Origin of the sequence: Saccharopolyspora sp. ASAGF58, from assembly GCF_012277335.1 — a bacterium.
Lineage (GTDB): Bacteria > Actinomycetota > Actinomycetes > Mycobacteriales > Pseudonocardiaceae > Saccharopolyspora > Saccharopolyspora hattusasensis.
The window spans coordinates 4,316,511-4,337,773 of the sequence record NZ_CP040605.1; the positions used below are offsets into that span (position 1 = coordinate 4,316,511).

Here is a 21,263-nt window from a genome sequence, read left to right on the forward strand (position 1 = left end):
CCAAGGCTCACCCCGAGACGGCCGCCGCCAGCGCCGCCCCGATAGACGGGTGCTGGAAGGTGAACCCCTGCGCCTCCAGCACCGTCGGCACCGCGCGTTGCCCACCGAGGACCTGGTCGGCGAGCTCCCCGAGGACGATCCGGAGCGCGAAGCCCGGCACGATCCACGGCGCGGGCCGGCCTAGCGCCTCGCCCAGCGCGCGAGTGAACTCCGCGTTGGTGACCGGTGCCGGCCCGGTCAGGTTCACCGGACCGGAAACCTCGGGCCGCTCCAGCACGAACCGGATCGCGGCGACCTCGTCGTCCAGCGAGATCCACGGGAAGTACTGGCTGCCGTCGCCGAGCCGGCCACCGAGCAGCAGCGAGAACAGCGGCCGGAGTTGCCCGAGCAGCCCACCGGACGGGGCGAGCACCAGCCCGCTGCGCAGCAGCACCACCCTGGCACCGGCCTGCGCGGCCGCGCCGGTGGCAGCCTCCCATTGGCGGCATAGGCCGGCCAGGAAGTCCGTGCCGGGCGCGGAGGTCTCGGTCACCGGTTTCGAGCCGGTATCGCCGTAGAAACCCACCGCAGACCCGTTCGCAAGCACCGGGACGCCCTTCGCGGCGACGGCCTCGGCGAGCACCTGCGTCGGCCGCACCCGGGAGTGCACGAGCAGCCGCTTGCGCTCCGGCGTCCACCGCTTGTCGCCGATGCCGGCTCCGCAGAGGTTCACGACCGCGTCGGCACCGTCCAGCGCATCCGCGTCGAGCTGCCCGGTCTCCGGATCCCAGCCCCGCTCGTCGGGGGCTTGGGGGAGGCGGCGGACCAGCCGGACCACGTCGTGCCCGGCCTGCCGCAACCCGGCGACCAGGGACGTGCCGATCAAACCGGACGAACCGGCGACAACCACGCGCATGCCCGGCATCGTCTCGCACCGGTCGGCGCGGTGCTAGCCGCCTGGAACTGGAAGAGTGAAAGGGGTCGCCCAACCGATCGGTGGGCGACCCCTTTCACTCTTCGCTAGGTCACAGACCCAGGTCGGCCTCGAACGCGCCTTCCTCCAGCCGCTGCTTGAGCGTGGCCAGGAAGCGGGCGGCGTCCGCGCCGTCGACCAGCCGGTGGTCGTAGGTCAGCGCCAGGTAGGCCATCGAGCGGATCGCGATGGTGTCGCCACCGTTCTCGTCGCCGACCACCACCGGGCGCTTCACCACCGAGCCGGTGCCGAGCATGCCCACCTGCGGCGGGTTCAGGATTGGCGTGTCGAACAACGCGCCGCGGCTACCGGTGTTGGTGATGGTGAAGGTGCCACCGGACAGCTCGTCCGGCTTGATCTTGTTGTTGCGGGTCCGCGCCGCCAGGTCGGCGATCTTGCGGGCCAGCCCGCCGAGGTTGAGGTCCCCGGCGTCGTGGATCACCGGCGAGACCAGGCCGCGCTCGGTGTCCACCGCGATCGACAGGTGCTCGGCGCCGTGGTAGGTGACCTGCTTGCTCTCGTCGTCGATCGAGGCGTTCAGCTTCGGGTGCAGCTTCAGCGCTTCGGCGGCGGCCTTCGCGAAGAACGGCAGGAACGAGAGCTTGACGCCTTCGGACGCCTCGAAGTTCGCCTTGGCGCGCTCCCGCAGCCGGGCGATCCGGGTCACGTCGACCTCGATCACCGTCGTCAGCTGCGCCGCGGTCTGCAGCGACTCCACCATCCGGCGGGCCAGCAGCTGGCGCAGGCGGGACATTTTCTGCGTGGTGCCGCGCAGCGCCTTGGCCTCCGCCGACGGCTCCGCCACCGGCGCCGGAGCGCTCGGCGCCGCCGCAGCGGGAGCGGCCGGGACGGTGGGCGCCGGCGCCTGCTTCGTGTCGATCGCGGCCTGCACGTCCTGCTTGCGGATCCGGCCGCCGACACCGCTGCCCTTGATCGCGGACAGGTCGATGCCGTGCTCGTTGGCCAGCTTGCGGACCAGCGGCGTCACGTACGGCGTGCCGGTGGTCGCCGTCGGCTCGGCCGGAGCCGCCGGGGCCGGAGCCGCGGGCGGCGCAGCCGGAGCAGGGGCCGGGGGAGCAGGGGCCGGGGGAGCCGCGGGCGGCGCGGGCGGGGCAGCCGGGGCGGAAGCCGCGCCAGCAGCGCCGATCACGGCCAGCTTGGCGCCGACCTCGACGGTGTCGTCCTCACCTGCGGCGATCTCCAGCAGGGTGCCGGCCACCGGCGACGGGATCTCGGTGTCGACCTTGTCGGTGGAGACCTCCAGCAGGGGCTCGTCGACCTCGACGGTGTCGCCGACCTGCTTGAGCCACCGGGTCACGGTGCCCTCGGTGACGCTCTCGCCGAGCGCCGGCATGTTGACGTCCGTGCCTGCCGCGCCACCGGCCGGAGCGGTCGAGGCAGCGGCGGGGGCCGGAGCCGCCGGCTGCGGCGGGGCGGGCTGCTCGGCCGGAGCGGCGGGCTCGGCCGGGGCGGCAGGTGCGGCGGGTGCGGCCGGGGCGGCGGGTGCGGCCGGGGCCGGAGCGGGGGCCGCTGCTTCGCTGCTGTCGGCGATCACGGCGAGCTCGGCACCGATCTCGACGGTGTCGTCTTCCTGGGCGATGATGCGCTGGAGCACACCGGCGGCGGGCGACGGGATCTCGGTGTCGACCTTGTCGGTGGAGACCTCCAGCAGGGGCTCGTCGACCTCGACGGTCTCGCCCTCCTGCTTGAGCCACCGGGTGATAGTTCCCTCGGTGACGCTCTCGCCGAGTGCCGGCATCTGAACGGAGAAGGCCATGTCTTGCTGACTCCTCGTGGTGTGGCGGGGTGCTGGCTGACTGCGGAGCCGACGTCAGCCGTGCACGTGCAGCGGCTTGCCGGCCAGGGCGAGGTGCGCCTCGCCCAGGGCTTCGGTCTGGGTGGGATGGGCGTGCACCAGCGGAGCGACGTCCTCCGGCAGCGCCTCCCAGTTGTAGATCAGCTGCGCCTCGCCGATGAGCTCACCGACGCGGTCGCCGACCAGGTGCAGGCCGACCACCGGGCCGTCCGTGGCGCGGACCAGCTTGACCGCGCCCTGGGTCTTGAGGATCTGGCTCTTGCCGTTGCCGGCCAGGTCGTAGGTGAAGGTCTCCACCGAGCCGTACTGTTCCTTCGCCGCGGCCTCCGTCAGGCCCACCGAGGCGACCTCGGGGTGGCAGTAGGTCACGCGCGGGATGCCGGCCTCGTCGATCGGCTGCGGGTTGAGCCCGGCGATGTCCTCGGCGATGAAGATGCCCTGCTGGAAACCGCGGTGCGCCAGCTGCAGGCCGGGCACGATGTCGCCGACGGCGTAGACGCCCGGCAGGTTGGTGCGCAGCCGCTCGTCGGTAGGGACGAAGCCGCGCTCCATGTGCACCCCGGCGGCCTCGAAGCCGTGCCCTGCGGTGTTCGGGCCGCGGCCGACGGCGACCAGCAGCAGGTCGGCGTCGTAGGTCTCGCCGTTCTCCAGGCTCACCGAGACGCCGGAGGCGGTCTGGGTCGCGCCGGTGAACTTGACGCCGGTCTTGAACTTGATGCCGCGCTTGCGGAAGGCGCGCTCCAGGCGCTTGGAGGCGAACTCGTCCTCGTTGGGCACCAGGTGCGGGAGGGCTTCGACGATGGTCACGTCGGCGCCGAAGGAACGCCACACGCTGGCGAACTCCACGCCGATCACGCCGCCGCCGAGCACCACGACCTTCTCCGGGATGAAGTCGAGGTTCAGTGCCTGTTCGCTGGCGATGACCTTGCCGCCCAGCTCCAGGCCCGGCAGCGTCTTGGAGTAGGACCCGGTGGCCAGGACGACGTTCTTGCCGGTGTACCGGGTGCCGTTGACCTCGACGGTCTTGGCGTCGACCAACGTGCCGGCGCCCTCGACCAGGGTTACCTTGTGCGCCTTGGCCAGGCCCTGCAGGCCCTTGTACAGGCCGGCGACGATGCCGTCCTTGTACTTGTTGACGCCGTCGATGTCGATGCCTTCAAGGGCGGCGCGGACGCCGAACTGGTCGGCATCGCGGGTGGAGTCGGCGACCTCGGCGGCGTGCAGCAGCGCCTTGGTCGGGATGCAGCCTCGGTGCAGGCACGTCCCACCGAGCTTGTCCTTTTCGATAAGGACGACGGACAGGCCTAGCTCGGCCGCGCGGAAGGCGCAGGCGTAGCCGCCCGAACCGCCGCCGAGAATGACCAGATCGGCGGACGTGTCGGTCACTTCGCACTCCTCGACAGGCATCGTTGACTAGCTGAAGGCGTCGCCGGAACGGGGGGTTCACGGTCGCCTGACAGCCATCTTGTCACCACACGACGGGCGTATGCGACGTGGGCTGGGTGATCTGTGCTGCACTGCCGAGGATCACAGCGGCGCCGTTGGAGCCGAGTGGCTGGAGTGAATGTTTTTCACACGCACCCCATGCCGCCGGTGGCATCATCGAAAACAGCTGCTGTTCGACATCCGCTGCGACGGGAGGCGAGTCCGGTGGGCCTGTTCGCTCGGTTTCGTGGGAAGCGCTCTGGCGGGTTGCGCGGCGCGAGTTCGGCGGACGCCGAGCACTTGATCAACTGGGCCGCGCAGCGCAGAGGCGTCGAGGGATACCTGGAACCGCGCACGACGGTGACCGAGACGACGCTGATGCTCATCGCGCACGACGGCGAGTGGACCCGGCGGCGGGTGGACGGCCCGTCGGCCGCGCACCGGCTGACCCGCAAGATCGGCATCCCGCTCTACGAGGTGTCGAAGGTCGGCTACCCGCAGCGGATGCGGGACTACCAGGCCCGCCGGCGCATCCTCCGCGACCAGGCCCGCAGAGCAGCCGACGGCTAGGAGCGGCTCGAAGCCGCCGGTGTCCGGGTGTCTCTTCGGAGCGGCGAAGCCGCTCGCCCCGGCGCGAGGTGAACCCGGAACAGTGTCGAATCGTCAGTTCGCGATGCGGGTGGTCGGGGTGCAGTTGACCGGGAAGGTCACCGACTTCGCGATGTAGCAGAGCTCGTGGGCACGTTCGTGCAGGGCTTCGGCCACGTCCACGCTCGCCCGGTCGGCCACCGTGACCTGGGGCGCGAGCCGCACCTCTTCGAACTGGCCGGAGCCGTCCGGGTTCTCGGTGAGGATGCCGCGCGCCTGGTCGTGGTAGCCGGTGACCACCACACCGCAGTCCGCGGCCAGGTGCAGGAACCAGAGCATGTGGCACTGCGACAGCGATGCGACCAGCAGTTCTTCCGGGTTGTAGCGGTCCGCGTCGCCGAGGAAGACCGGGTCCGCGGAGGCGTCGATGGCGTCCTTGCCCGCTGCGCGCACCTCGTGGGTGCGTTCGTAGCTGCGGTACGAGCTGGTGCCCTGCCCGGTGTTGCCGGTCCACACCACGTCGACCTTGTATCCGTGCCGTGCCGCGCTGGGCGCGGTCGGTGTCGTTTCGGTCATCGACCCATCGTGGCACTCCGGCGCCGTGCTGTGGTGATCTTTTTGAGTTTCAGATCACAAATACGCCACTTCGGCGGAGTAGAACTACGCCCCGAGCGGGGGCCGTGAATCCGGCGGGCGGCTGTTGCAGGACGAAGGACTCACGGCCCCGGTCAGAGCCTGTTGGTGAATGATCTGGGTGGGTGGTCGCTTAGCGGAACCTGAGAGGTTCCCTGGACCGCGGGTGCCCCTCCTGATGTATTTCCACGCGGACGGCATTCCTCGACAGGCACTCAGGAAATTGTGCTCAGCCCCGGTCGGCGATGTCGGCCAGCACCGCCGCCATGGTGCGGACCGGGACGCCGGTGCCGCCCTTCGGGGTGTAGCCCCACGGCGCGCTCGTGTTGTAGGACGGGCCCGCGATGTCCACGTGCGCCCACTGCACGTCGTCGGCGACGAACTCCTCGATGAAGATGCCTGCCGCGAGCATGCCGCCCCAGCGGTGCCCGGTGATGTTGGCGAGGTCGGCGAGCTTGGAGTCCAGGTCACCGCGCAGCTCCTCGGGCAGCGGCATCGGCCAGCCGCCCTCGCCGACGGCCTGCGACAGCCGCGCCACCCGGTCGCGGAACTCCCCGCTGCCCATCACGCCGGGGGTGCGCTTGCCCAGCGCCACGACCTGCGCGCCGGTCAGCGTGGACGTCTCGATCAGGTAGTCCGGCTCGTCCTCGCAGGCCCGCGTGATGGCGTCGACAAGGATCAGCCGGCCCTCGGCATCGGTGTTGAGCACCTCGACGGTCTTGCCGCCGTACATGGTCAGCACATCGCCGGGGCGGTAGGCGGTGCCCGACGGCATGTTCTCGGCCATCGGGACGGTCGCGGTGATGTCCAGCGGGTAGTTGAGCCGCGCGGCCAGCAGCATGGTGGCGATCACGGCGGCGGCCCCGGACATGTCCGAGGTCATGTCCTCCATGCTCGCGGCGGGCTTGATCGAGATGCCTCCCGTGTCGAACGTGACGCCTTTGCCGATCAGCGCGACCTTCTTGGCCGCCTTCGGGCCCTTGTGCCGCAGCCGCACCAGGCGCGGCGGGCGGGCGGAACCGGCGCCGACGCCGAGGATGCCGCCGAAGCCCTGCTTGCGCAGCGCGTTGTCGTCGAGAACCTCGACCTCCAGGCCCGCGGCACGCCCGAGTTCGGCGGCGCGCTCGGCGAAGGACGCCGGGTACAGGTCGTTGGGCGGGGTGTTGATCAGGTCGCGGGCGGTGTTGACCGCCTCGCCAATCGCGGTGGCGCCCTTCAGCGCGTGCGCGTTCGCATCCGCCTTGGCGTCACCGACCACGAAGTCCACCTTGGACAGCGGGCCGTCGCCGGACTGCGACTTGTACGAGGTGAACGCGTAGGCGCCCATCACCGTGCCCTGCACCGCCGCCGACAGGTCCACAGCGGACAGCGTGGTGGCGGCCTGCTCGACGCCGCTCAGCGACCGGGCCGCAGCGCCGGAGGCCCGGCGCACCGCCTCGCCGGACACCCCGCCGTTCGCCGCGGGCTTGCCCAGCCCGACGGCGACCAGCACGTCGGCGCGCAGCTTTCCGCCAGCGGGCAGCTTGACGACCTCGTCCGCCTTGCCCGTCGCGCCCAGCGAGGTGAGCACCTTCGCCAGGTCTCCGTCGTACGCGGCGGCGACCTGGTCGGCACCGGGCGCGAGCTGCAGGCCGTCGGCGCCCTGGACGGTTCCGACGACGAGCGCGTTCGCGGTCAGCTTGGCCACCGCCGTGTCGGTCAGGGCTAGTTTCGGGGTCGTCACGTGGTCATCCTCCGGGTCACTGCGTCAACGCTGCGGTGTCAGCAAAGCTTCTTCGCACTCTAGAACGCTCGGCAACTGCGAATTCGCTCGGAGTGGCGGTCCGTTCGGGCTCTCCGCCCCTGCCTACCCGTGCGTCAGCCGACAGGCGGCTGCACGCATCGACATTCGTCTGTAAGGGTGGTGCCGTGCCCCAAGAGGTTGAATCGCGCGGTCGGCTCGCGTCTGGCAGTGACGGCATCCCGCTCGCGCTCGGCGGGATGCTCGGTGCCGGCGTGTTCGTGGGGCCGGCGCCCGCCGCCGCGGCAGCCGGGCCGTGGCTGCCGCTCGGGCTGCTGGTCGCGTTCTTGGCCGCGGCATGTGCCGCGTCGGCGACCGCGCACCAGTCCGAGGCCTACTGGGGCCCAGGCGCGGCTTACTCGTGCGTGCGGGCGTGGGTGGGCGTGCTGCCGGCGCGGATCGGGGCCAGCGCGCACCTCGCCGGACAGGTCGCCGGGATGGCCGTGATCGCGCGGGTGCTGGGCGATTTCTTCCTGCCGGCCGCCGCTCCGCAGGTCGCCGCGGTGGCGCTGCTGCTGGTCGTGCTCGCGGCGACGATGGGGTTGCGGATCAGGGGCGGTGCCGCCTGGATCTGGCTCGCGCTGACCGTCGCGGTGCTCGGGCTCGTGGTGGTCACCTGCTTCGCGATAGAACCCGTGCCGCCTATCCCGACCGGGCGCCCGCTGGCCGACAGCGCGGTGGGCATCACCGGGGCGGCCGGCGTGCTGTTCTTCGCTTTCATCGGCTTCGAACGGCTGACCGCGCCTGCCGTCGAGCAGGACCGGTTCGCCTGGTCGGCGATGAAGCGCGGCACCGTGGTCTCGCTGGTCGCACTCGCGCTGGCGTTATCGGTGGTGACCGCGGCGCTGGTCTACCAGCTGGGATGGTCGCGGCTGGCGCTTTCACCAACGCCGATCCGCGAGGTGCTGACCGCCGCCGCGGCCGCGAACCTCGCACCGCTGGTGGGCGTCGGCGCGGCGGTGGCGCTGCTGCCGGTGCTGCTGGGTGCGCTGGAGTCGTTCCGGTCGACGGCGCTGGCGCTCGTGCAGGACCGGGACTTGCCGCGCTTCCTGGGGCGCACCAGCAGCGCCGGGACGCCCTATCTGCTCGATGTGGCCGCTGGTGTCGCCGCTGTGGCGGTCGCGGTGCTGGTCGAGCCGGTTCCGGCGATGGCCTTCGCGGCCTGCTGCCTGCTCGTCCACTACGCATTCACGAATGCCGGTGCGCGACTGCTGCTTTCGGAGGGGCACATCTGGCCGATGCGCGCAGCGTGCCTGGGCATGGGGTTGTCGGTTTTACTCGCAATGAGCATGCCGATTTCTGCGATGCTTGCGACGCTTGTTGTCGTTGTTGTCGGTCCTTTGGCGACGGGAGGGGTGTCCCGTCGCTGGAGATGAGGCGGGTCATGCTCAAGACGAGTGTTGCCAACATTCCCCTGAAATCGACTGGTGAGTCCCTGGCGTGGGAGCCCGGCGAGGAAGTGCTCTACAGCTTCTGGCGGCTGGACGGATCGCTGGGCACCGTCCATCCGGCACGGGTGGTCGAGGACGACGGAGACCACCTGCTGTGCTGGGTCCTGGACGGCACACCGATCCGGATCACCACCTCCCCGGACGGCCGGTCGCCGCGCCAGATGCCGTTGTCCGAACGCTTCAACGGGCCCCGGGTCCCCGCGAAGTCGACCTGGCGCGGTACCTCGACGCTGCGCCTGGTGTTCGAGAACTGCTGGGCGTCGGTCTGGTGGTTCTTCGAGCCCGACGGCACTTTCCGCAACTGGTACGTCAACCTCGAAGTCCCGCTGGGCAGGGATGCGACCGGCGTCCGGCGCGTCGACGGGGTGCTCGACGTCGAGGTGTACCCCGACGGGTGCTGGTCCTGGAAGGACGAGAACGAGGTGGCCGATGCGTTGGCCGCTGGCCGGTTCGACGAGCGCCACCTGACCCGACTGCAGGCCGAGGGCGAACGCATGATCACCTTGGCCGAGGCGGGTCGGTTCCCGTTCGACGGCACCTACTGCGATGCCCAGCCCGATCCGAAGTGGGCACTTCCGTCCCTCCCGGAGGGACTGCTGCTCATCTGAGGAGCCGGGGCCGTGAGTCCGTCGGCAGCCCGAAGGACTCACGGCCCCGTGCCGCCAGGGTCAGAGCGAGACGAACAGCAGGAAAGCGATGACGGCGACGATCCCGCCGATCCCGCCGACCGAGCCGCCGCGCAGGTCCTTGGGGAAGAACGTCTTGTGCTTGTTGCGCCACCAGAACGCCCATCCGGCGGCACCGGCCAGGCCCAGGATCGCGCCGAAGATGCCGATCCACGCGTAGCCGAGCATCACCAGCAGGCCGCCGCCCAGCGGCATGAGCGCCGCCAGGGTTGCGGCCAGCGCGTCCTGCGACGTCGTCGTGGGCCCCGCGGGGACCGGGGTGTTGTGGGCGTACGTCATGGTCACATCATAAGGGGGGAATCGTCCGGATCCACCCGCTTCGGTCACGAACGGTGGCGTTCGTTCAACGTTTAGTAAGCGGACGACAGATATTTGGACGACCAAGTTCTGGAGATCGGGTTTCCACTGCTCCGAAGCGCGCGATACGGTACGCGCATGACTGGAGCGCTGTCTTTCACCCGGACCCCCAACCCGCAACCGGCCAGCGATGAGCGCCGTGCGGAAGTATTGGCGAATCCGGGCTTCGGACGGTACTTCACCGACCACATGGTGACCATCAAGTGGACCGACGACCGCGGCTGGCACGACGCCGCGGTGGAGCCCTACCACTCGCTGGAGCTGGACCCGGCGACATCGGTCCTGCACTACGCGCAGGCGATCTTCGAGGGACTCAAGGCGTACCGCCAGCCGGACGGCTCGATCGCCGCGTTCCGGCCGGAGGCGAACGCACAGCGGTTCCAGCGCTCGGCGCAGCGGATCGCGATGGCCCAGCTACCGGAGGAACTGTTCATCGAGTCGCTGCGCGAGCTGATCGCGGTGGACGCCGACTGGGTGCCGAGCGCCGAGGAGAGCTCGCTGTACCTGCGGCCGTTCATGATCTCCACCGAGATCGGGCTCGGCGTCAACCACCCGTCCGACGCCTACCTGTACGCGCTGATCGCCTCCCCGGCCGGCTCGTACTTCGCCAGCGGCATCAAGCCGGTCACCGTGTGGCTGAGCCACGAGTACGTGCGGGCGGCGCCCGGCGGCACCGGTGCGGCGAAGTTCGCGGGCAACTACGCCGCGTCGTTCCTCGCGCAGGCCGAGGCCGTGGAGCAGGGCTGCGATCAGGTCGTGTGGCTGGACGCGTGCGAGCGGCACGTGGTCGAAGAAATGGGCGGCATGAACCTGTTCTTCGTGTTCGGCTCCGGCTCGGACGCGCGCCTGGTGACCCCGGCGCTCAGTGGCAGCCTGCTGCCGGGCGTGACCCGCTCGTCACTGCTGGAGCTGGGCAAGGAGCTCGGCATGCAGGTCGAGGAGCGGCGGATCACCGTCGAGGAGTGGGAGAAGAAGGCCACCGCCGGTGAGCTCACCGAGGTCTTCGCCTGCGGCACCGCCGCGGTGATCACCCCGGTCGGCCACGTCAAGCACCGCGACGGGGAGTTCGGCATCGCCGACGGCCAGCCGGGCGAGGTGACGATGAAGCTGCGCGAGCGCCTCACCGCCATCCAGCACGGCACGGCCGCCGACACCCGCGGCTGGATGACCAAGCTCAGCTGACCGCCAGGGGTGTCCGCAATTTCAAAGGAAATTGCGGAAGTTATCCACAACCTTCGGCGTGTCGGGGTGCCGACACGCCGAAGGGCCGCAATTTCCATTGAAATCGAACCTCGGATTTCAATGGAAATTGCGGTGGACTTGGTCAGGCGATGGCCGTGGTGGCGAGGACCGCCGTGGTCGCGAGGACTGTTGTGGTCGCGAGTTCGGAGGCGGCACCTAGGACGTCTCCGGTGATTCCGCCGAAGCGGCGTCGGGTGTGCCAGGTGAGGGCGAGTAGCAGGGCTGCGGCGAGGACCACGGCGATCGCCGCGTGCCAGCCGAAGCCGACGGCGGCCACCGCGAGCAGGGCGAGCCACCAGGCGGCGACGAGCCAGGTCGGCTGGCTGCCCGCTACCAGCGCACCCATGCCTTCCGGGCGTGCCGCCGGCACTCCGGTCCGGCAGCACAGCACGAATCCCGCGCGGCCCACCGCACATGCGAGGACGACCGTCAGCGGCACGTTCGCCAGTTCGGCGAGGCTTGCCGCCTGGATGCCGAGCACGAGGATCAAAGCGACGACCGCGAACGGCCCCGCGCCGCCGTCGCGCATCACGCTCAGCGCGCGCTCCGGTGGTCCGTAGCAACCGAGACCGTCCACCGTGTCCGCCAACCCGTCGACGTGCATACCCCGTGTGACCAGCACCAACACGGCGACGGTGAGCAGCCCGGCCAACAGCGGGGGAGATCCGAGCGCGGTCAGGGCCCAGAGCGCGGCGGTGCCGAAGGCACCGACCAGCGCGCCAACCAGGGGCGCGAACGAGATCGCCTGGCGGCAGGCGCGGTCGTCGACGCGCCGGGCGGGCACCGGCAGCACGCTTAGCCACGAAACCGCCAGGCGCAGACCGTCCAGCACCGTCACGCCGTCGGGCCGGTCGCCTCGGCTCCGGTCGGGCCGCCGACACCGGCTTCGGCGAAGGTCGCCATCTCACCGAGCACCCGCACCGCGGCGGTGACCACCGGCAGCGCCGTGAGCGCACCGGAGCCCTCGCCGAGCCGCATCCCCAGGTCGAGGACCGGGGTGAGGTCGAGGTGGTCGAGCACCAGCGGCCCGCCCGGTTCGGCGGAGCGGTGACCGGCCAGCCACCACTGCCGGGCGCCGGGCGCGAGCTCCTCGGCGACGAGCGCCGCCGCACCCACCACGACCCCGTCCAGTAGCACCGGGGTGCGCCGAACCGCGGCCTGCGCGAGGAACCCGGTCAGCGCGGCGATGTCGGCCCCCGCCGAGGTCCGCAGCAGCGCCAAAGGGTCGTTCAGCACCTTGCGGGCGCGGCGCAGCGCATCCCGGATCGCGGCGGTCTTGCGCATCCAGGCGTTGTCGTCGATGCCGGTGCCGCGGCCGACCACCGCTACCGGTTCGGTCCCGGTCAGCGCGGCGATCAGCACCGCCGCCGGGGTGGTGTTGCCGATGCCCATGTCACCGGCGATGAGCAGGTCGGCACCGGAGTCCACTTCCTCGTCGGCGATGGTGCGCCCGGCGTTGACAGCGGCGTCCACCTCGTCGGCGGTAAGGGCGTCCTCCCGGTCGATCGCACCCGACCCGCGCCGCACCTTGTGCGCGCTGACCACCGGCGGGGTGTCGGCGTTGACCGCCATGTCCACCACCCGCACCGTCGCGCCGGCGTTGGTGGCCAGCACGTTCACCGCCGCGCCGCCGCTTAGGAAATTGCTGACCATCTGGCCGGTCACGTCGCTGGGGTAGGCCGAGACGCCGTGCGCCGCGATGCCGTGGTCCCCGGCGAAGACGACCACGCGGGGGCGGGTGAAGGGGCGCGGCGGGCTGCTGCCCTGCCGGGATGCGACCCAGACGCCGATTTCTTCCAGCCGCCCCAGCGATCCGGCGGGCTTGGTCAACTGCTCGTGCCGGGCGACCGCCTGCCGCCGGGCCTGCTCGTCGGGCGCCGGTACCGCCGGGAACCCGATCGGGCCGGACTGGTTCTGGTCGGTGGACAAGCGAAAACCTCCGTTTGTTCGGCGCGTCTGGGGTCAGCGGATGCGGAGCGGAAGTCCGGCCACGAGCAGGACTACCTCGTCGGACACGTCAGCCAGCCGGGCGTTGAGTGAGCCGAGCTCGTCCCGGAACAGCCTTCCAGACCTGGTCGCCGGGACGACCCCGAGGCCGACTTCGGCGGAAACGACCACCAACCGGGCCCGGCACCCGGCGACGGCCCCGACCAACCGGGCGCAGTGCCCGGCCACCACGTCGAGCGCGCCGGGGTCGCGATCCCACGCACCGGCGTCGTCGAGGACGCCGGTCAGCCAGGTGGCCAGGTCATCCACCAGCACGGTCGCCCCGGGGCCGGCATCGGCCAGCACGCGGAGCAACGAATCGGCGTCGCCGGCCTCCACGGTCCGCCAGGTGCCGGGGCGCCGCGAGACGTGCAGGGCGATCCGCTCGGCCCACTCGGCGTCGTCGGGATCGCGCCGCGCGGTCGCGGCGTAGGTGACCGGGGAGGATTCCGAGACCAAACCCTCGGCATGCGCGGATTTGCCGGAACGAGCCCCACCGAGCACCAACGTGCGCACAGCCACCCGACGAAACCTCCGGTCCCCTTACCAACGACGTCGCAGCGACGCTACCCGGATCGATCAGATGACCGCGGTCGGTGTGACAGCCGTCGCCGAGACGAGCGCTGGGATCAGCCGATCTTGGCGATGTCCTTGGGGGTGTAGCGGGGGCGGGGGACCCGGAGCTTGCGGATCTGCATGGCCCGGGTGAAGGCGTACCAGCCCAGGGAGAACGGGCGGTCCTTGTGGTCCGGGTACTTCGCACGCACGCGCTTGTTCACGTACCGGCCCAGCAGGGTGCCCTCGACGACCATCATCGCGAGCAGCGCCATGCACGCCAGCGTCGCGTACTGCTGGACGACCAGGTTCTGCGCCAGCGTGGTGGCGAACACGATCAGCACCAGCGGCATGAACAGGCCCATCAGGTGCCGCCGGGTGTCCACCAGGTCGCGTACGTAGGCGCGCACCGGACCCTTGTCGCGGGGCATCAGGTAGCGGTCGTCGCCCTGCATCATCCGCTCGCGGCGCTCCCGCGCGGCCTGCCGACGCTCATCCTTGTTGCCGCGGGCCCGTTTGATCGCCTCGCGCTGGGTCTTCGGCGGCGGCGGGACCGGGCCGCGCCGCTTGCTCTCCGCGTCCCGGCGCTTCGGCGTCGGCTTCCCCTTCTTGGGGGTGTGGTTGGCGGCATGTTCCGCCGCAGCCTGACCGGTCTCCGCATCGGACTCGGTGGTGGCGGTCTGCTCAGCGCTGCTACGGCGAAGGAACCTCACTCCAACAGGGTATTCGACGCCCCGGTCGGGGCTGCAGCAGACCGGACACCAGCGGGCGGATCCGGCATCGGGAAGCCACATCACACCAGCTAGGCGGGTAACTGTGCCACCATAGACTCAGGAGACAAAACGTAGCTCCCCCGGGCGGCGCCCGCGGGAATAGCGTGACTCCGGCTGTGGTTGCACCTCACGCCGGAATCGGACGAGCGAGACCTCTAGGGAGAGTCCATGACCGCCCCGAACACCACGACCGACGCCGAGGCGCCTGCCCACGGTGTCACGTTGACCGACGCGGCGGCCCAGAAGGCCAAGGCCCTGCTCGACCAAGAGGGCCGCGACGACATGCACCTGCGCATCGCCGTCCAGCCGGGTGGCTGTGCGGGCCTGCGCTACCAGCTCTTCTTCGACGAGCGCGCCCTCGACGGCGACGCTCGGCGAGACTTCGAGGGCCTGGGCGTGGTCGTCGACCGGATGAGCGCTCCCTACCTGCAGGGCGCGGTGATCGACTTCGTCGACTCCATCGAGAAGCAGGGCTTCACCATCGACAACCCGAACGCGGGCGGGTCGTGCGCCTGCGGCGACTCGTTCCACTGATCGAGCAAGCCGATCTGGCATGAGGCCGGTGCCCGCGGGCGCCGGCCTTCTTGCTGTCCAGGGTCCCGGGGCTGCGTGCCGATGGTCGGCGAGGTCGCCTCGGTACGAACCGAGGGAATCCTCCGGCGCACGGTGGCACACCCAGAGCAGCGTCCGGCGTTGCCGTCCACGCTCGGCGACGCGCTCGACCACATCGCCCGAGGATTGTCTTAGCCGCGCACCCGTTCGGCGCAATGACGACTCGTCCAGCAGCGCGGGGACAGCACATCAACGTGCCCGCCCCCCGTTCCTTTCGCCCGTGGGGCAAACCGTGATCAACCGCGTGGGGCAAACGTGGGCTCGAAACCGTGACGCAACGCACTAACAGCAGCTCAGCAACGTCTATACTGCGCATGACCAAACCGCCGGTCACACCACCCGTGACCAGTGTTTTCCCAGGTCAGCGCCAAGCCACGTATAAAAGGGCACCTTCTACACACGGCTTGGCAGGAGGTGCCCTTCAGGCTTCGCCCCATGGGGGTTGGGGTTTGCGGGCGAGGTTCAGCGGATGACCACTCGGACGACCTCGTTTCCGAGGACCACCTCGTCGCCTTCGACCAGTTGCTTGCCGCGGCGGGTTTCGACCGCGCCGTTGACCTCGACCTGGCCGTCCTCCAGCAGCGCCTTCGCCTCCGCTCCGTGCTCGACGAGGCCCGCCAGCTTCAACAGCTGCCCGAGCCGGATCATGTCGTCCCGGATCTCCACTTCGCGCATACCGCCATTGTCCGCCGCGCGCCTGGCACGCGGCCGAACCGGGCAGGGCGGTGCCGCTCGGTGCGCGCCTGATTACCCGCAGCCACGTTCGGTGGGTCGCGAGGACCGCTCCGGCGTGCTGTATTGACTGCGGGCCCAGCCGCGCGAACCACCAGGAGTTGTGCCGTGCCAGTCGCCGTCACCGGAAGCATCGCCACCGACCACCTGATGCACTTCCCTGGCCGGTTCACCGAGCAGCTCGTCGCCGACAGCCTGGAGCAGGTGTCGCTGAGCTTCCTGGTGGACGGGCTCGTGGTCCGGCGCGGCGGCGCCGCGGCCAATATCGCCTTCGCGCTGGGCGTCCTGCGGCAACGGCCGGTGCTGGTCGGCGCGGTCGGCGACGACTTCGCAGACTACCGCTCCTGGCTGCAGCGCCACGGCGTGGACTGCTCGGGCGTGCACGTTTCGGAGGTCGCGCACACCGCTCGGTTCGTGTGCACCACCGACGACGAGTTCAACCAGATCGCGTCCTTCTACGCAGGTGCGATGTCGGAGGCCCGTAACATCGAGCTGGCCCCGGTGATCAGCTCCACCGGTGCCAACCTGGTGCTGATCAGCCCGAACGACCCGCAGGCCATGCTTCGGCACGCCGACGAGTGCCGGCACCGCGGCTACCGGTTCGCCAGCGACCCGTCGCAGCAGCTCGCCCGGCTCAGCGGGGAGCAGGTGCGCCGGGTGGTCGAAGGCGCGCACTACCTTTTCACCAACGAGTACGAATGGGGCCTGCTGCGGCAGAAGACCGGATGGACCGATGCGGAGGTGCGGCAGCTGGTCGGCACCCGGCTCACCACCCTCGGCGCGAGCGGGGTGGAGGTCGTCACCGGCGGCGAGCGGCTGCTGGTGCCCGCGGTCGCGGAGCGGGAGAAGGTCGACCCGACCGGGGTGGGCGACGGTTTCCGGGCGGGCTTCCTCGCTGGTGTCCAAACAGGACTGTCTTTGGAGCGTGCCGCGCAGCTGGGGTCGTTGATCGCCGTGCACGTCCTGGAGGTGACCGGGACGCAGGAGTGGACCCTCGACCACGGGCGCGCCCAGCAGCGCTTCGCCGACGCCTTCGGCGCCGAAGCGGCGGCGGAGGTCGCCCCGCTGCTCGGCTGAGCGATGCTTCGGCTGGTCAGGCCCGTGAGTGCTGCTCGCGGCTGTTGAGCCTGTTTAGGAACTCGTTCTGCCTGGAGGTTCCGGTGGCTGCCCCGGCGGGAGCGGTGTGGTTCTGCCTTGCCAATTGGTGTGAAGCGAACGGCCTGTACACCACCGTAGGCGGCACGAACGATCCGTTCGCTTCAACCAGCGCATTCCAGAACAGGCTCTGCGGCACCCGAAGGCGCTCCCGGGCGATCAGCTGCGGAAACGTCATCCAGGGATGGCCGGGGCCGTGTCCATGTCGGACAAGACCAAGTGATCTGCAAATATCCGGTAAATGTTTGGCCTCGGTGGCGGACGGCCCACCGCCCGATCAGGCAGCCGGATCAGTCAGCGCGTCCGCCACCGCCGTGATGTCCTCCGGGCGCACCCGGCAGCAGCCACCGATGACGTGGGCGCCCGCCGCGCGCCAGCCGCGGGCCTGCTCCGCCGACAGCCGGGCGCGGCCCGTCCACGCGCGCCGCTGCGCGTCCCAGCCCTCTCCGCTGTTGGGGTAGACGACGATCGGCTTTTCCACCGCGGCGCGGGCGATCTCGATCGCGGTCAGCACGTCGTCCGGCGCCGAGCAGTTGACCCCGACCGCGATGATCGCGTCGCTGTCCGCCGCCACGGCGAACGCTTCCGCCAGGGGCTGGCCGGCCCGGGTCTGCTCGCCGCTGATCGTGAACGACAGCCAGGCCGGGACGTCCAGGTCGGCGACCGCGTCCACCAGCGCTTCCGCCTCGTCCACGTCCGGAACGGTCTCCAGGGCGAAGACGTCCGGGCGAGACTCCGCGAGCACCTCCAGCCGCGGCCGGTGGAAGTCGTGCAGCTCGCGCTTCGTCAGGCCGTACCGGCCCCGGTACTCCGAGCCGTCTGCCAGCATCGCGCCGTACGGGCCGATCGACGCCGCCACCCAGCGGTGCCGACCCGGCTCCACTTCGCCGGCCAGCCGGGCCAGTTCCACGCTCCGCCGCATCAGCTTCGCCGCCTCGGCGCGCTCGATGCCGTGCTCCGCGAACCCCTCGAAGCTCGCCTGGTAGCTCGCGGTCGTCGCGATCTCCGCGCCCGCCCGGAAGAACGCGGCGTGCGCCGCGACGATCTCCTCCGGCGCATCCGCCAGCAGGCGCGCCGACCACAACGCATCGGAGAGGTCGTGGCCCTGCGCTTCCAGCTCAGTGGCCAGGCCGCCGTCCAGGATCATCGGTGCGCCGCTGAGGCTGAACGCGTTCATGCGCTCAGCGTAGTCGCGCACGGTGCTGGCCGGTTGTGCACAAGGTCGCTACTCGACTCGTCCGCGACAACCAAGTGGTCGTGATTGAAGACCTCTCCGTGAACAGCTCCAACAAGAACAACTGCGTGGTGACGATGCCGACCAGGAACGTGAACGGCCCGTTCGCCTCGGTAGGTGAGGTGAACGGGCCGGTCGCTGCGGTGAGCCGTCAAAGGCGGACCGGGTAGTGGGGCTCAGGGACCTCGGGGGACAGGCGTCCCTCGACGAAGATCCCGTGCCACAGCATGAACACCAGCAGCGCCCAAAGGCGGCGGCTGTGGTCCAGCACACCGGAGCGGTGCTCCTCCAGCAGCTGCAGCACCGCGGTGCGGTTGAGCAGGTGGTCAGTCTGGGACTGCTGGATGATGTTGCGCGCCCAGTCGTGCATCTCGTCGCGCAGCCAGTGCTTGATCGGCACCGGGAACCCGAGCTTGCGGCGGTTGATCACGTGCGCGGGCACCACCTGGTACATCGCCTGGCGCAGCGCGTACTTGGTGGTCTCCTTGGTGATCTTCTGCTCCAGCGGGATGCCGCTGGCGACCCGGAACACCTCCGTGTCCAGGAACGGCACCCGCAGCTCCAGCGAGTTGGCCATCGTCACCTTGTCGGCCTTGACCAGGATGTCGCCGCGCAGCCAGGTGAACAGGTCCACGTGCTGCATCCGGGTCACCGGGTCCCAGCTCGCCGACTGCCGGTACGGGCCGGCCGTGACGTCCTTGTGGGACACGCCCGGGTCGAAGCTGCGCATCACGCCGCGCAGCTGGTCGTCGCGGAAGATGCGCGCGTTGCCGTAGTAGCGCTCCTCCAGGCTCAATGCGCCGCGGCGCAGCAGGTCCTTGCCCCGCACGCCTTCCGGGATGGCGGTCGACACGCGGCCCATCGCCTTGCGCAGCGCCCCCGGCACCTTCTCGAACGGCGCCAGCGACAGCGGCTCCCGGTAGATCGTGTAGCCGCCGAACAGCTCGTCGGCGCCCTCGCCGGAGAGCACCACCTTGACGTGCTGGCGGGCCTCTCGTGCGATGAACCACAGCGGCACCAGCGCCGGGTCGGCCACTGGGTCGTCCAGGTACCAGATGATCAGCGGCAGCGTCTCCATCATCTCCTCGGCGGAGACGGTGCGGACGACGTGCTTGACACCGATCGCCGCGGCCGACTCGGCGGCCACGTCCACCTCCGAGTAGCCCTGCCGCTCGAAACCGGTGGTGAAGGTGATCAGGTTCGGGTTGTGCTCCTTGGCCAGCGCCGCGATCGCCGTGGAGTCGATGCCGCCGGAGAGGAACGAACCGACGGTGACGTCCGCGCGCATGTGCTTGGCGACCGAGTCGCGCATCACGTTGACGATCTCGTCGTGCAGCCGTCGCGCGTCGGCGTCGGTGTTGACCGGCCGCGAGTGGAAGTTCGGCTGGAAGTACCGCTCGGTGACCAGCTGGCCGCCCGGGGAGACGGTGAACGAGGTCCCCGACTCGATGCGGCGGATCTGCCGGTGCAACGACTCCGGCTCCGGCACGTACTGCAGCACCAGGTAGTGCTGCAGCGCCTTGTGGTCCAGCTCCTCGCCGATGCGCAGCGTGCTCGCCAGGCTCAGCAGGCTCTTCTTCTCGCTGGCGAACGCCACGCCACCCGGCCCGGCCGCGTAGAACAGCGGCTTGATGCCGAACGGGTCGCGCGCGCCGAAGACCACCTTGCGCTCGTTGTCCCAGATCAGGAACGCGAACATGCCGCGCAGTCGGCCGACCACCGAAGTGCCCAGGTAGTGGTAGGCGGCGACGATCACTTCGGTATCGCCGTCGGTGCTGAACCGGGCGCCGAAGCGCTCGATCAGCTCGGCGCGCAGCTCCAGGTAGTTGTAGATCTCACCGTTGAAGTTGATGGTGTAGCGCCGCGGGGTCTCCGGCGGGCCCCACGTCAACGGCTGGTGGGAGTGCTCCAGGTCGATGATCGACAGCCGGTTGAAGCCGAAGACGACCTCACCGCCGTGCCAGGTGTCGCTTTCGTCCGGGCCCCGGTGTCGTTGACACGGCAGCGCGTTGGCCACCGCGTTAACGGCGAAGCCGGCGTTCTCTTCGGTGGGACAAACAAGTCCAAGCAGGCCGCACACGCGTCTGGTGCACCTCTTCGAGTCGGCGGTGTCGTCTTTCCAGCCCCCCACAGCTCGCCCCAGTATGCCGTCCGCTCGCCCGCGCGCTGCACGCGCGGGGCGGCAATCCGGGCCTGGCCGCGATCTACGCCCCCGGAGCAGTATCGCGGCTACACCTGGGCTACGCTCTGCGCAGGATTCCGGCGGCAGATCTCCGGCTTCGTCCGCGGACGGACGGCGATCACCAGGCCGCAGCGGTGAGTTTTGCACGAGGAGGCGTCGCGCAGTGGGCCTGAAGGAGGGGACCCGAGTGCCACGGCTGGTCAAGGTCGCTGGTCTGATCGGCCTGGTTGGTGTCGCGGCCACGGGCTGCACGACCGACGAGGTCCTGCGGTTCGGCTGGCCGGAGGGGGTCACCCCGCAGGCCGAGGCGATGCGGAACCTGTGGACCTGGTCGGTCATCGCGGCACTCGCGGTGGGTGTGATGGTGTGGGGACTGATCTTCTGGACGGTCGCCTTCCACCGCAAGAAGAAGGGTGACGAGGAGCTGCCCCGGCAGTTCCAGTACAACCTGCCGCTGGAGCTGATCTACACGGCGATCCCGTTCGTGATGGTGGTCGTCCTGTTCTACTTCACGGCCGTCACCCAGAACACCGTGCTGGCCAAGCCGGCCAACCCGGACCAGCGGGTGAACGTGGTCGCGTTCCAGTGGAACTGGGAGTTCAACTACCCCGGTTACAAGACCCCGGACGGGCAGCCGGTCCGCACCATCGGTAGCAGCAGCGAGATCCCGCTGCTGGTCGTACCGGTCGGCCAGCGCGTCGAGTACAACATTCGCGCGACCGACGTGATCCACTCGTTCTTCGTGCCGGAATGGCACTTCAAGCGGGACACCTTCCCGGACCCGGAGAAGAACAACCAGGACAACGTCTTCCAGAACACCGTCGAGCGCGAAGGTTCGTTCGTCGGCCGGTGCGCCGAGCTGTGCGGCACCTACCACTCGATGATGAACTTCGAGGTCCGGGCGCTGTCGACGGACAAGTTCGACCGGTACATGCAACTGCGGACGCAGGTCAACCCGCAGACCGGCCAGCCGTACACCACCGCCGAGGCGCTGGGCGCCATGAACTGCGGTGAGCTGTGCACCCCGCACGCGGTCACCGGTGTTCCGTTCAACACCGACCGCACCGGCGGAGTGCCCTCCGGGCAGAGCGGGACCAAGTAGGG

General features: G+C 70.1%; 20 protein-coding genes. 7 read left to right on the forward strand and 13 right to left on the reverse strand.

All coding sequences use genetic code 11. From position 1 onward, the window contains the following. Positions 1-7: 7 nt before the first annotated feature. The 3 genes from FDZ84_RS20665 to lpdA form a co-directional block, all read right to left on the reverse strand. Positions 8-895: a TIGR01777 family oxidoreductase gene (locus FDZ84_RS20665; RefSeq protein WP_168587247.1), complete on the reverse strand. Its 888-nt coding sequence runs from the start codon at positions 893-895 to the stop codon at positions 8-10. 109 nt (positions 896-1,004) lie between these two features. Next, positions 1,005-2,729, reverse strand: coding sequence for a 2-oxoglutarate dehydrogenase, E2 component, dihydrolipoamide succinyltransferase (gene sucB / locus FDZ84_RS20670; protein WP_168587248.1), 1,725 nt, complete (start codon positions 2,727-2,729; stop codon positions 1,005-1,007). A 54-nt stretch (positions 2,730-2,783) separates the two neighbouring features. Beyond that, entirely contained in the window at positions 2,784-4,154 is a 1,371-nt protein-coding gene (lpdA, locus tag FDZ84_RS20675; RefSeq protein ID WP_168587249.1) for a dihydrolipoyl dehydrogenase, read from the reverse strand. Between the two features lie 264 nt (positions 4,155-4,418). On the opposite strand from lpdA, the gene FDZ84_RS20680 reads away from it, so the two are divergent. Continuing rightward, on the forward strand, positions 4,419-4,763 hold the full coding sequence (locus FDZ84_RS20680; RefSeq protein ID WP_168587250.1) for an oxidoreductase: 345 nt from the start codon (positions 4,419-4,421) through the stop codon (positions 4,761-4,763). Positions 4,764-4,856: 93 nt separating this feature from the next. Here the strand turns inward: FDZ84_RS20680 and FDZ84_RS20685 are convergent, their stop codons facing one another. Both FDZ84_RS20685 and FDZ84_RS20690 read right to left on the reverse strand, forming a co-directional pair. Further along, the gene (locus FDZ84_RS20685; RefSeq protein ID WP_168587251.1) at positions 4,857-5,357 is read right to left on the reverse strand and encodes an OsmC family protein; all 501 of its coding nucleotides are present in this window, start codon (positions 5,355-5,357) and stop codon (positions 4,857-4,859) included. Between the two features lie 286 nt (positions 5,358-5,643). After that, positions 5,644-7,137 (reverse strand): leucyl aminopeptidase, encoded by a 1,494-nt coding sequence (locus FDZ84_RS20690; protein ID WP_168587252.1) that lies wholly within the window; start codon positions 7,135-7,137, stop codon positions 5,644-5,646. Between the two features lie 185 nt (positions 7,138-7,322). On the opposite strand from FDZ84_RS20690, the gene FDZ84_RS20695 reads away from it, so the two are divergent. Further along, on the forward strand, positions 7,323-8,570 hold the full coding sequence (locus FDZ84_RS20695) for an amino acid permease (RefSeq protein ID WP_168587253.1): 1,248 nt from the start codon (positions 7,323-7,325) through the stop codon (positions 8,568-8,570). 8 nt (positions 8,571-8,578) lie between these two features. Continuing rightward, a complete protein-coding gene (locus FDZ84_RS20700) occupies positions 8,579-9,253 on the forward strand; it encodes a DUF402 domain-containing protein (protein WP_168587254.1) in 675 nt (224 codons plus the stop codon). Positions 9,254-9,313: 60 nt separating this feature from the next. On the opposite strand, the gene FDZ84_RS20705 is transcribed toward FDZ84_RS20700, so the two are convergent. Beyond that, on the reverse strand, positions 9,314-9,610 hold the full coding sequence (locus tag FDZ84_RS20705; protein ID WP_168587255.1) for a hypothetical protein: 297 nt from the start codon (positions 9,608-9,610) through the stop codon (positions 9,314-9,316). Positions 9,611-9,766: 156 nt separating this feature from the next. Between FDZ84_RS20705 and FDZ84_RS20710 the strand changes: the two genes are divergently transcribed. Beyond that, entirely contained in the window at positions 9,767-10,870 is a 1,104-nt protein-coding gene (locus FDZ84_RS20710; protein WP_168587256.1) for a branched-chain amino acid aminotransferase, read from the forward strand. A 142-nt stretch (positions 10,871-11,012) separates the two neighbouring features. On the opposite strand, the gene cobS is transcribed toward FDZ84_RS20710, so the two are convergent. The 4 genes from cobS to FDZ84_RS20730 form a co-directional block, all read right to left on the reverse strand. Continuing rightward, entirely contained in the window at positions 11,013-11,768 is a 756-nt protein-coding gene (cobS, locus tag FDZ84_RS20715; protein ID WP_210435022.1) for an adenosylcobinamide-GDP ribazoletransferase, read from the reverse strand. Continuing rightward, entirely contained in the window at positions 11,765-12,859 is a 1,095-nt protein-coding gene (cobT, locus tag FDZ84_RS20720) for a nicotinate-nucleotide--dimethylbenzimidazole phosphoribosyltransferase (RefSeq protein WP_168587257.1), read from the reverse strand. The genes cobS and cobT overlap by 4 nt, the downstream gene beginning before the upstream one ends. 33 nt (positions 12,860-12,892) lie before the next feature. Further along, positions 12,893-13,438 (reverse strand): bifunctional adenosylcobinamide kinase/adenosylcobinamide-phosphate guanylyltransferase, encoded by a 546-nt coding sequence (gene cobU / locus FDZ84_RS20725; protein WP_168587258.1) that lies wholly within the window; start codon positions 13,436-13,438, stop codon positions 12,893-12,895. A 107-nt stretch (positions 13,439-13,545) separates the two neighbouring features. Beyond that, complete coding sequence (locus FDZ84_RS20730) at positions 13,546-14,184, reverse strand: DUF3043 domain-containing protein (protein ID WP_168587259.1); 639 nt, start codon at positions 14,182-14,184, stop codon at positions 13,546-13,548. Between the two features lie 228 nt (positions 14,185-14,412). Here FDZ84_RS20730 and FDZ84_RS20735 point away from each other — a divergent pair, with 228 nt between their 5' ends. Further along, positions 14,413-14,778, forward strand: coding sequence for an iron-sulfur cluster assembly accessory protein (locus FDZ84_RS20735; RefSeq protein ID WP_168587260.1), 366 nt, complete (start codon positions 14,413-14,415; stop codon positions 14,776-14,778). A 540-nt stretch (positions 14,779-15,318) separates the two neighbouring features. On the opposite strand, the gene FDZ84_RS20740 is transcribed toward FDZ84_RS20735, so the two are convergent. Beyond that, positions 15,319-15,531, reverse strand: coding sequence for an RNA-binding S4 domain-containing protein (locus FDZ84_RS20740; RefSeq protein WP_168587261.1), 213 nt, complete (start codon positions 15,529-15,531; stop codon positions 15,319-15,321). Positions 15,532-15,738: 207 nt separating this feature from the next. Here FDZ84_RS20740 and FDZ84_RS20745 point away from each other — a divergent pair, with 207 nt between their 5' ends. Continuing rightward, on the forward strand, positions 15,739-16,665 hold the full coding sequence (locus FDZ84_RS20745) for a carbohydrate kinase family protein (RefSeq protein ID WP_168590215.1): 927 nt from the start codon (positions 15,739-15,741) through the stop codon (positions 16,663-16,665). A gap of 355 nt (positions 16,666-17,020) precedes the next feature. Here the strand turns inward: FDZ84_RS20745 and mmuM are convergent, their stop codons facing one another. Together mmuM and asnB are read right to left on the reverse strand one after the other, a co-directional pair. Further along, positions 17,021-17,920, reverse strand: a complete 900-nt coding sequence (gene mmuM / locus FDZ84_RS20750) for a homocysteine S-methyltransferase (RefSeq protein ID WP_210435023.1) — start codon at positions 17,918-17,920, stop codon at positions 17,021-17,023. Positions 17,921-18,128: 208 nt separating this feature from the next. Then, positions 18,129-20,057: an asparagine synthase (glutamine-hydrolyzing) gene (asnB, locus tag FDZ84_RS20755; RefSeq protein WP_168587262.1), complete on the reverse strand. Its 1,929-nt coding sequence runs from the start codon at positions 20,055-20,057 to the stop codon at positions 18,129-18,131. Positions 20,058-20,322: 265 nt separating this feature from the next. On the opposite strand from asnB, the gene coxB reads away from it, so the two are divergent. Next, positions 20,323-21,261: a cytochrome c oxidase subunit II gene (gene coxB / locus FDZ84_RS20760; protein ID WP_190817477.1), complete on the forward strand. Its 939-nt coding sequence runs from the start codon at positions 20,323-20,325 to the stop codon at positions 21,259-21,261. Positions 21,262-21,263 lie beyond the last annotated feature (2 nt).

Bases quoted from the DNA above. Each gene is read 5' to 3' on its own strand.
- FDZ84_RS20685 (WP_168587251.1), bottom strand. From the start codon at position 5,357: ATGACCGAAACGACACCGACCGCGCCCAGCGCGGCACGGCACGGATAC.
- FDZ84_RS20700 (WP_168587254.1), top strand. From the start codon at position 8,579: ATGCTCAAGACGAGTGTTGCCAACATTCCCCTGAAATCGACTGGTGAG.
- FDZ84_RS20745 (WP_168590215.1), top strand. From the start codon at position 15,739: ATGCACTTCCCTGGCCGGTTCACCGAGCAGCTCGTCGCCGACAGCCTG.
- FDZ84_RS20735 (WP_168587260.1), top strand. From the start codon at position 14,413: ATGACCGCCCCGAACACCACGACCGACGCCGAGGCGCCTGCCCACGGT.
- FDZ84_RS20705 (WP_168587255.1), bottom strand. From the start codon at position 9,610: ATGACGTACGCCCACAACACCCCGGTCCCCGCGGGGCCCACGACGACG.
- FDZ84_RS20740 (WP_168587261.1), bottom strand. From the start codon at position 15,531: ATGCGCGAAGTGGAGATCCGGGACGACATGATCCGGCTCGGGCAGCTG.
- sucB (WP_168587248.1), bottom strand. From the start codon at position 2,729: ATGGCCTTCTCCGTTCAGATGCCGGCACTCGGCGAGAGCGTCACCGAG.
- FDZ84_RS20710 (WP_168587256.1), top strand. From the start codon at position 9,767: ATGACTGGAGCGCTGTCTTTCACCCGGACCCCCAACCCGCAACCGGCC.
- mmuM (WP_210435023.1), bottom strand. From the start codon at position 17,920: ATGAACGCGTTCAGCCTCAGCGGCGCACCGATGATCCTGGACGGCGGC.
- FDZ84_RS20665 (WP_168587247.1), bottom strand. From the start codon at position 895: ATGCGCGTGGTTGTCGCCGGTTCGTCCGGTTTGATCGGCACGTCCCTG.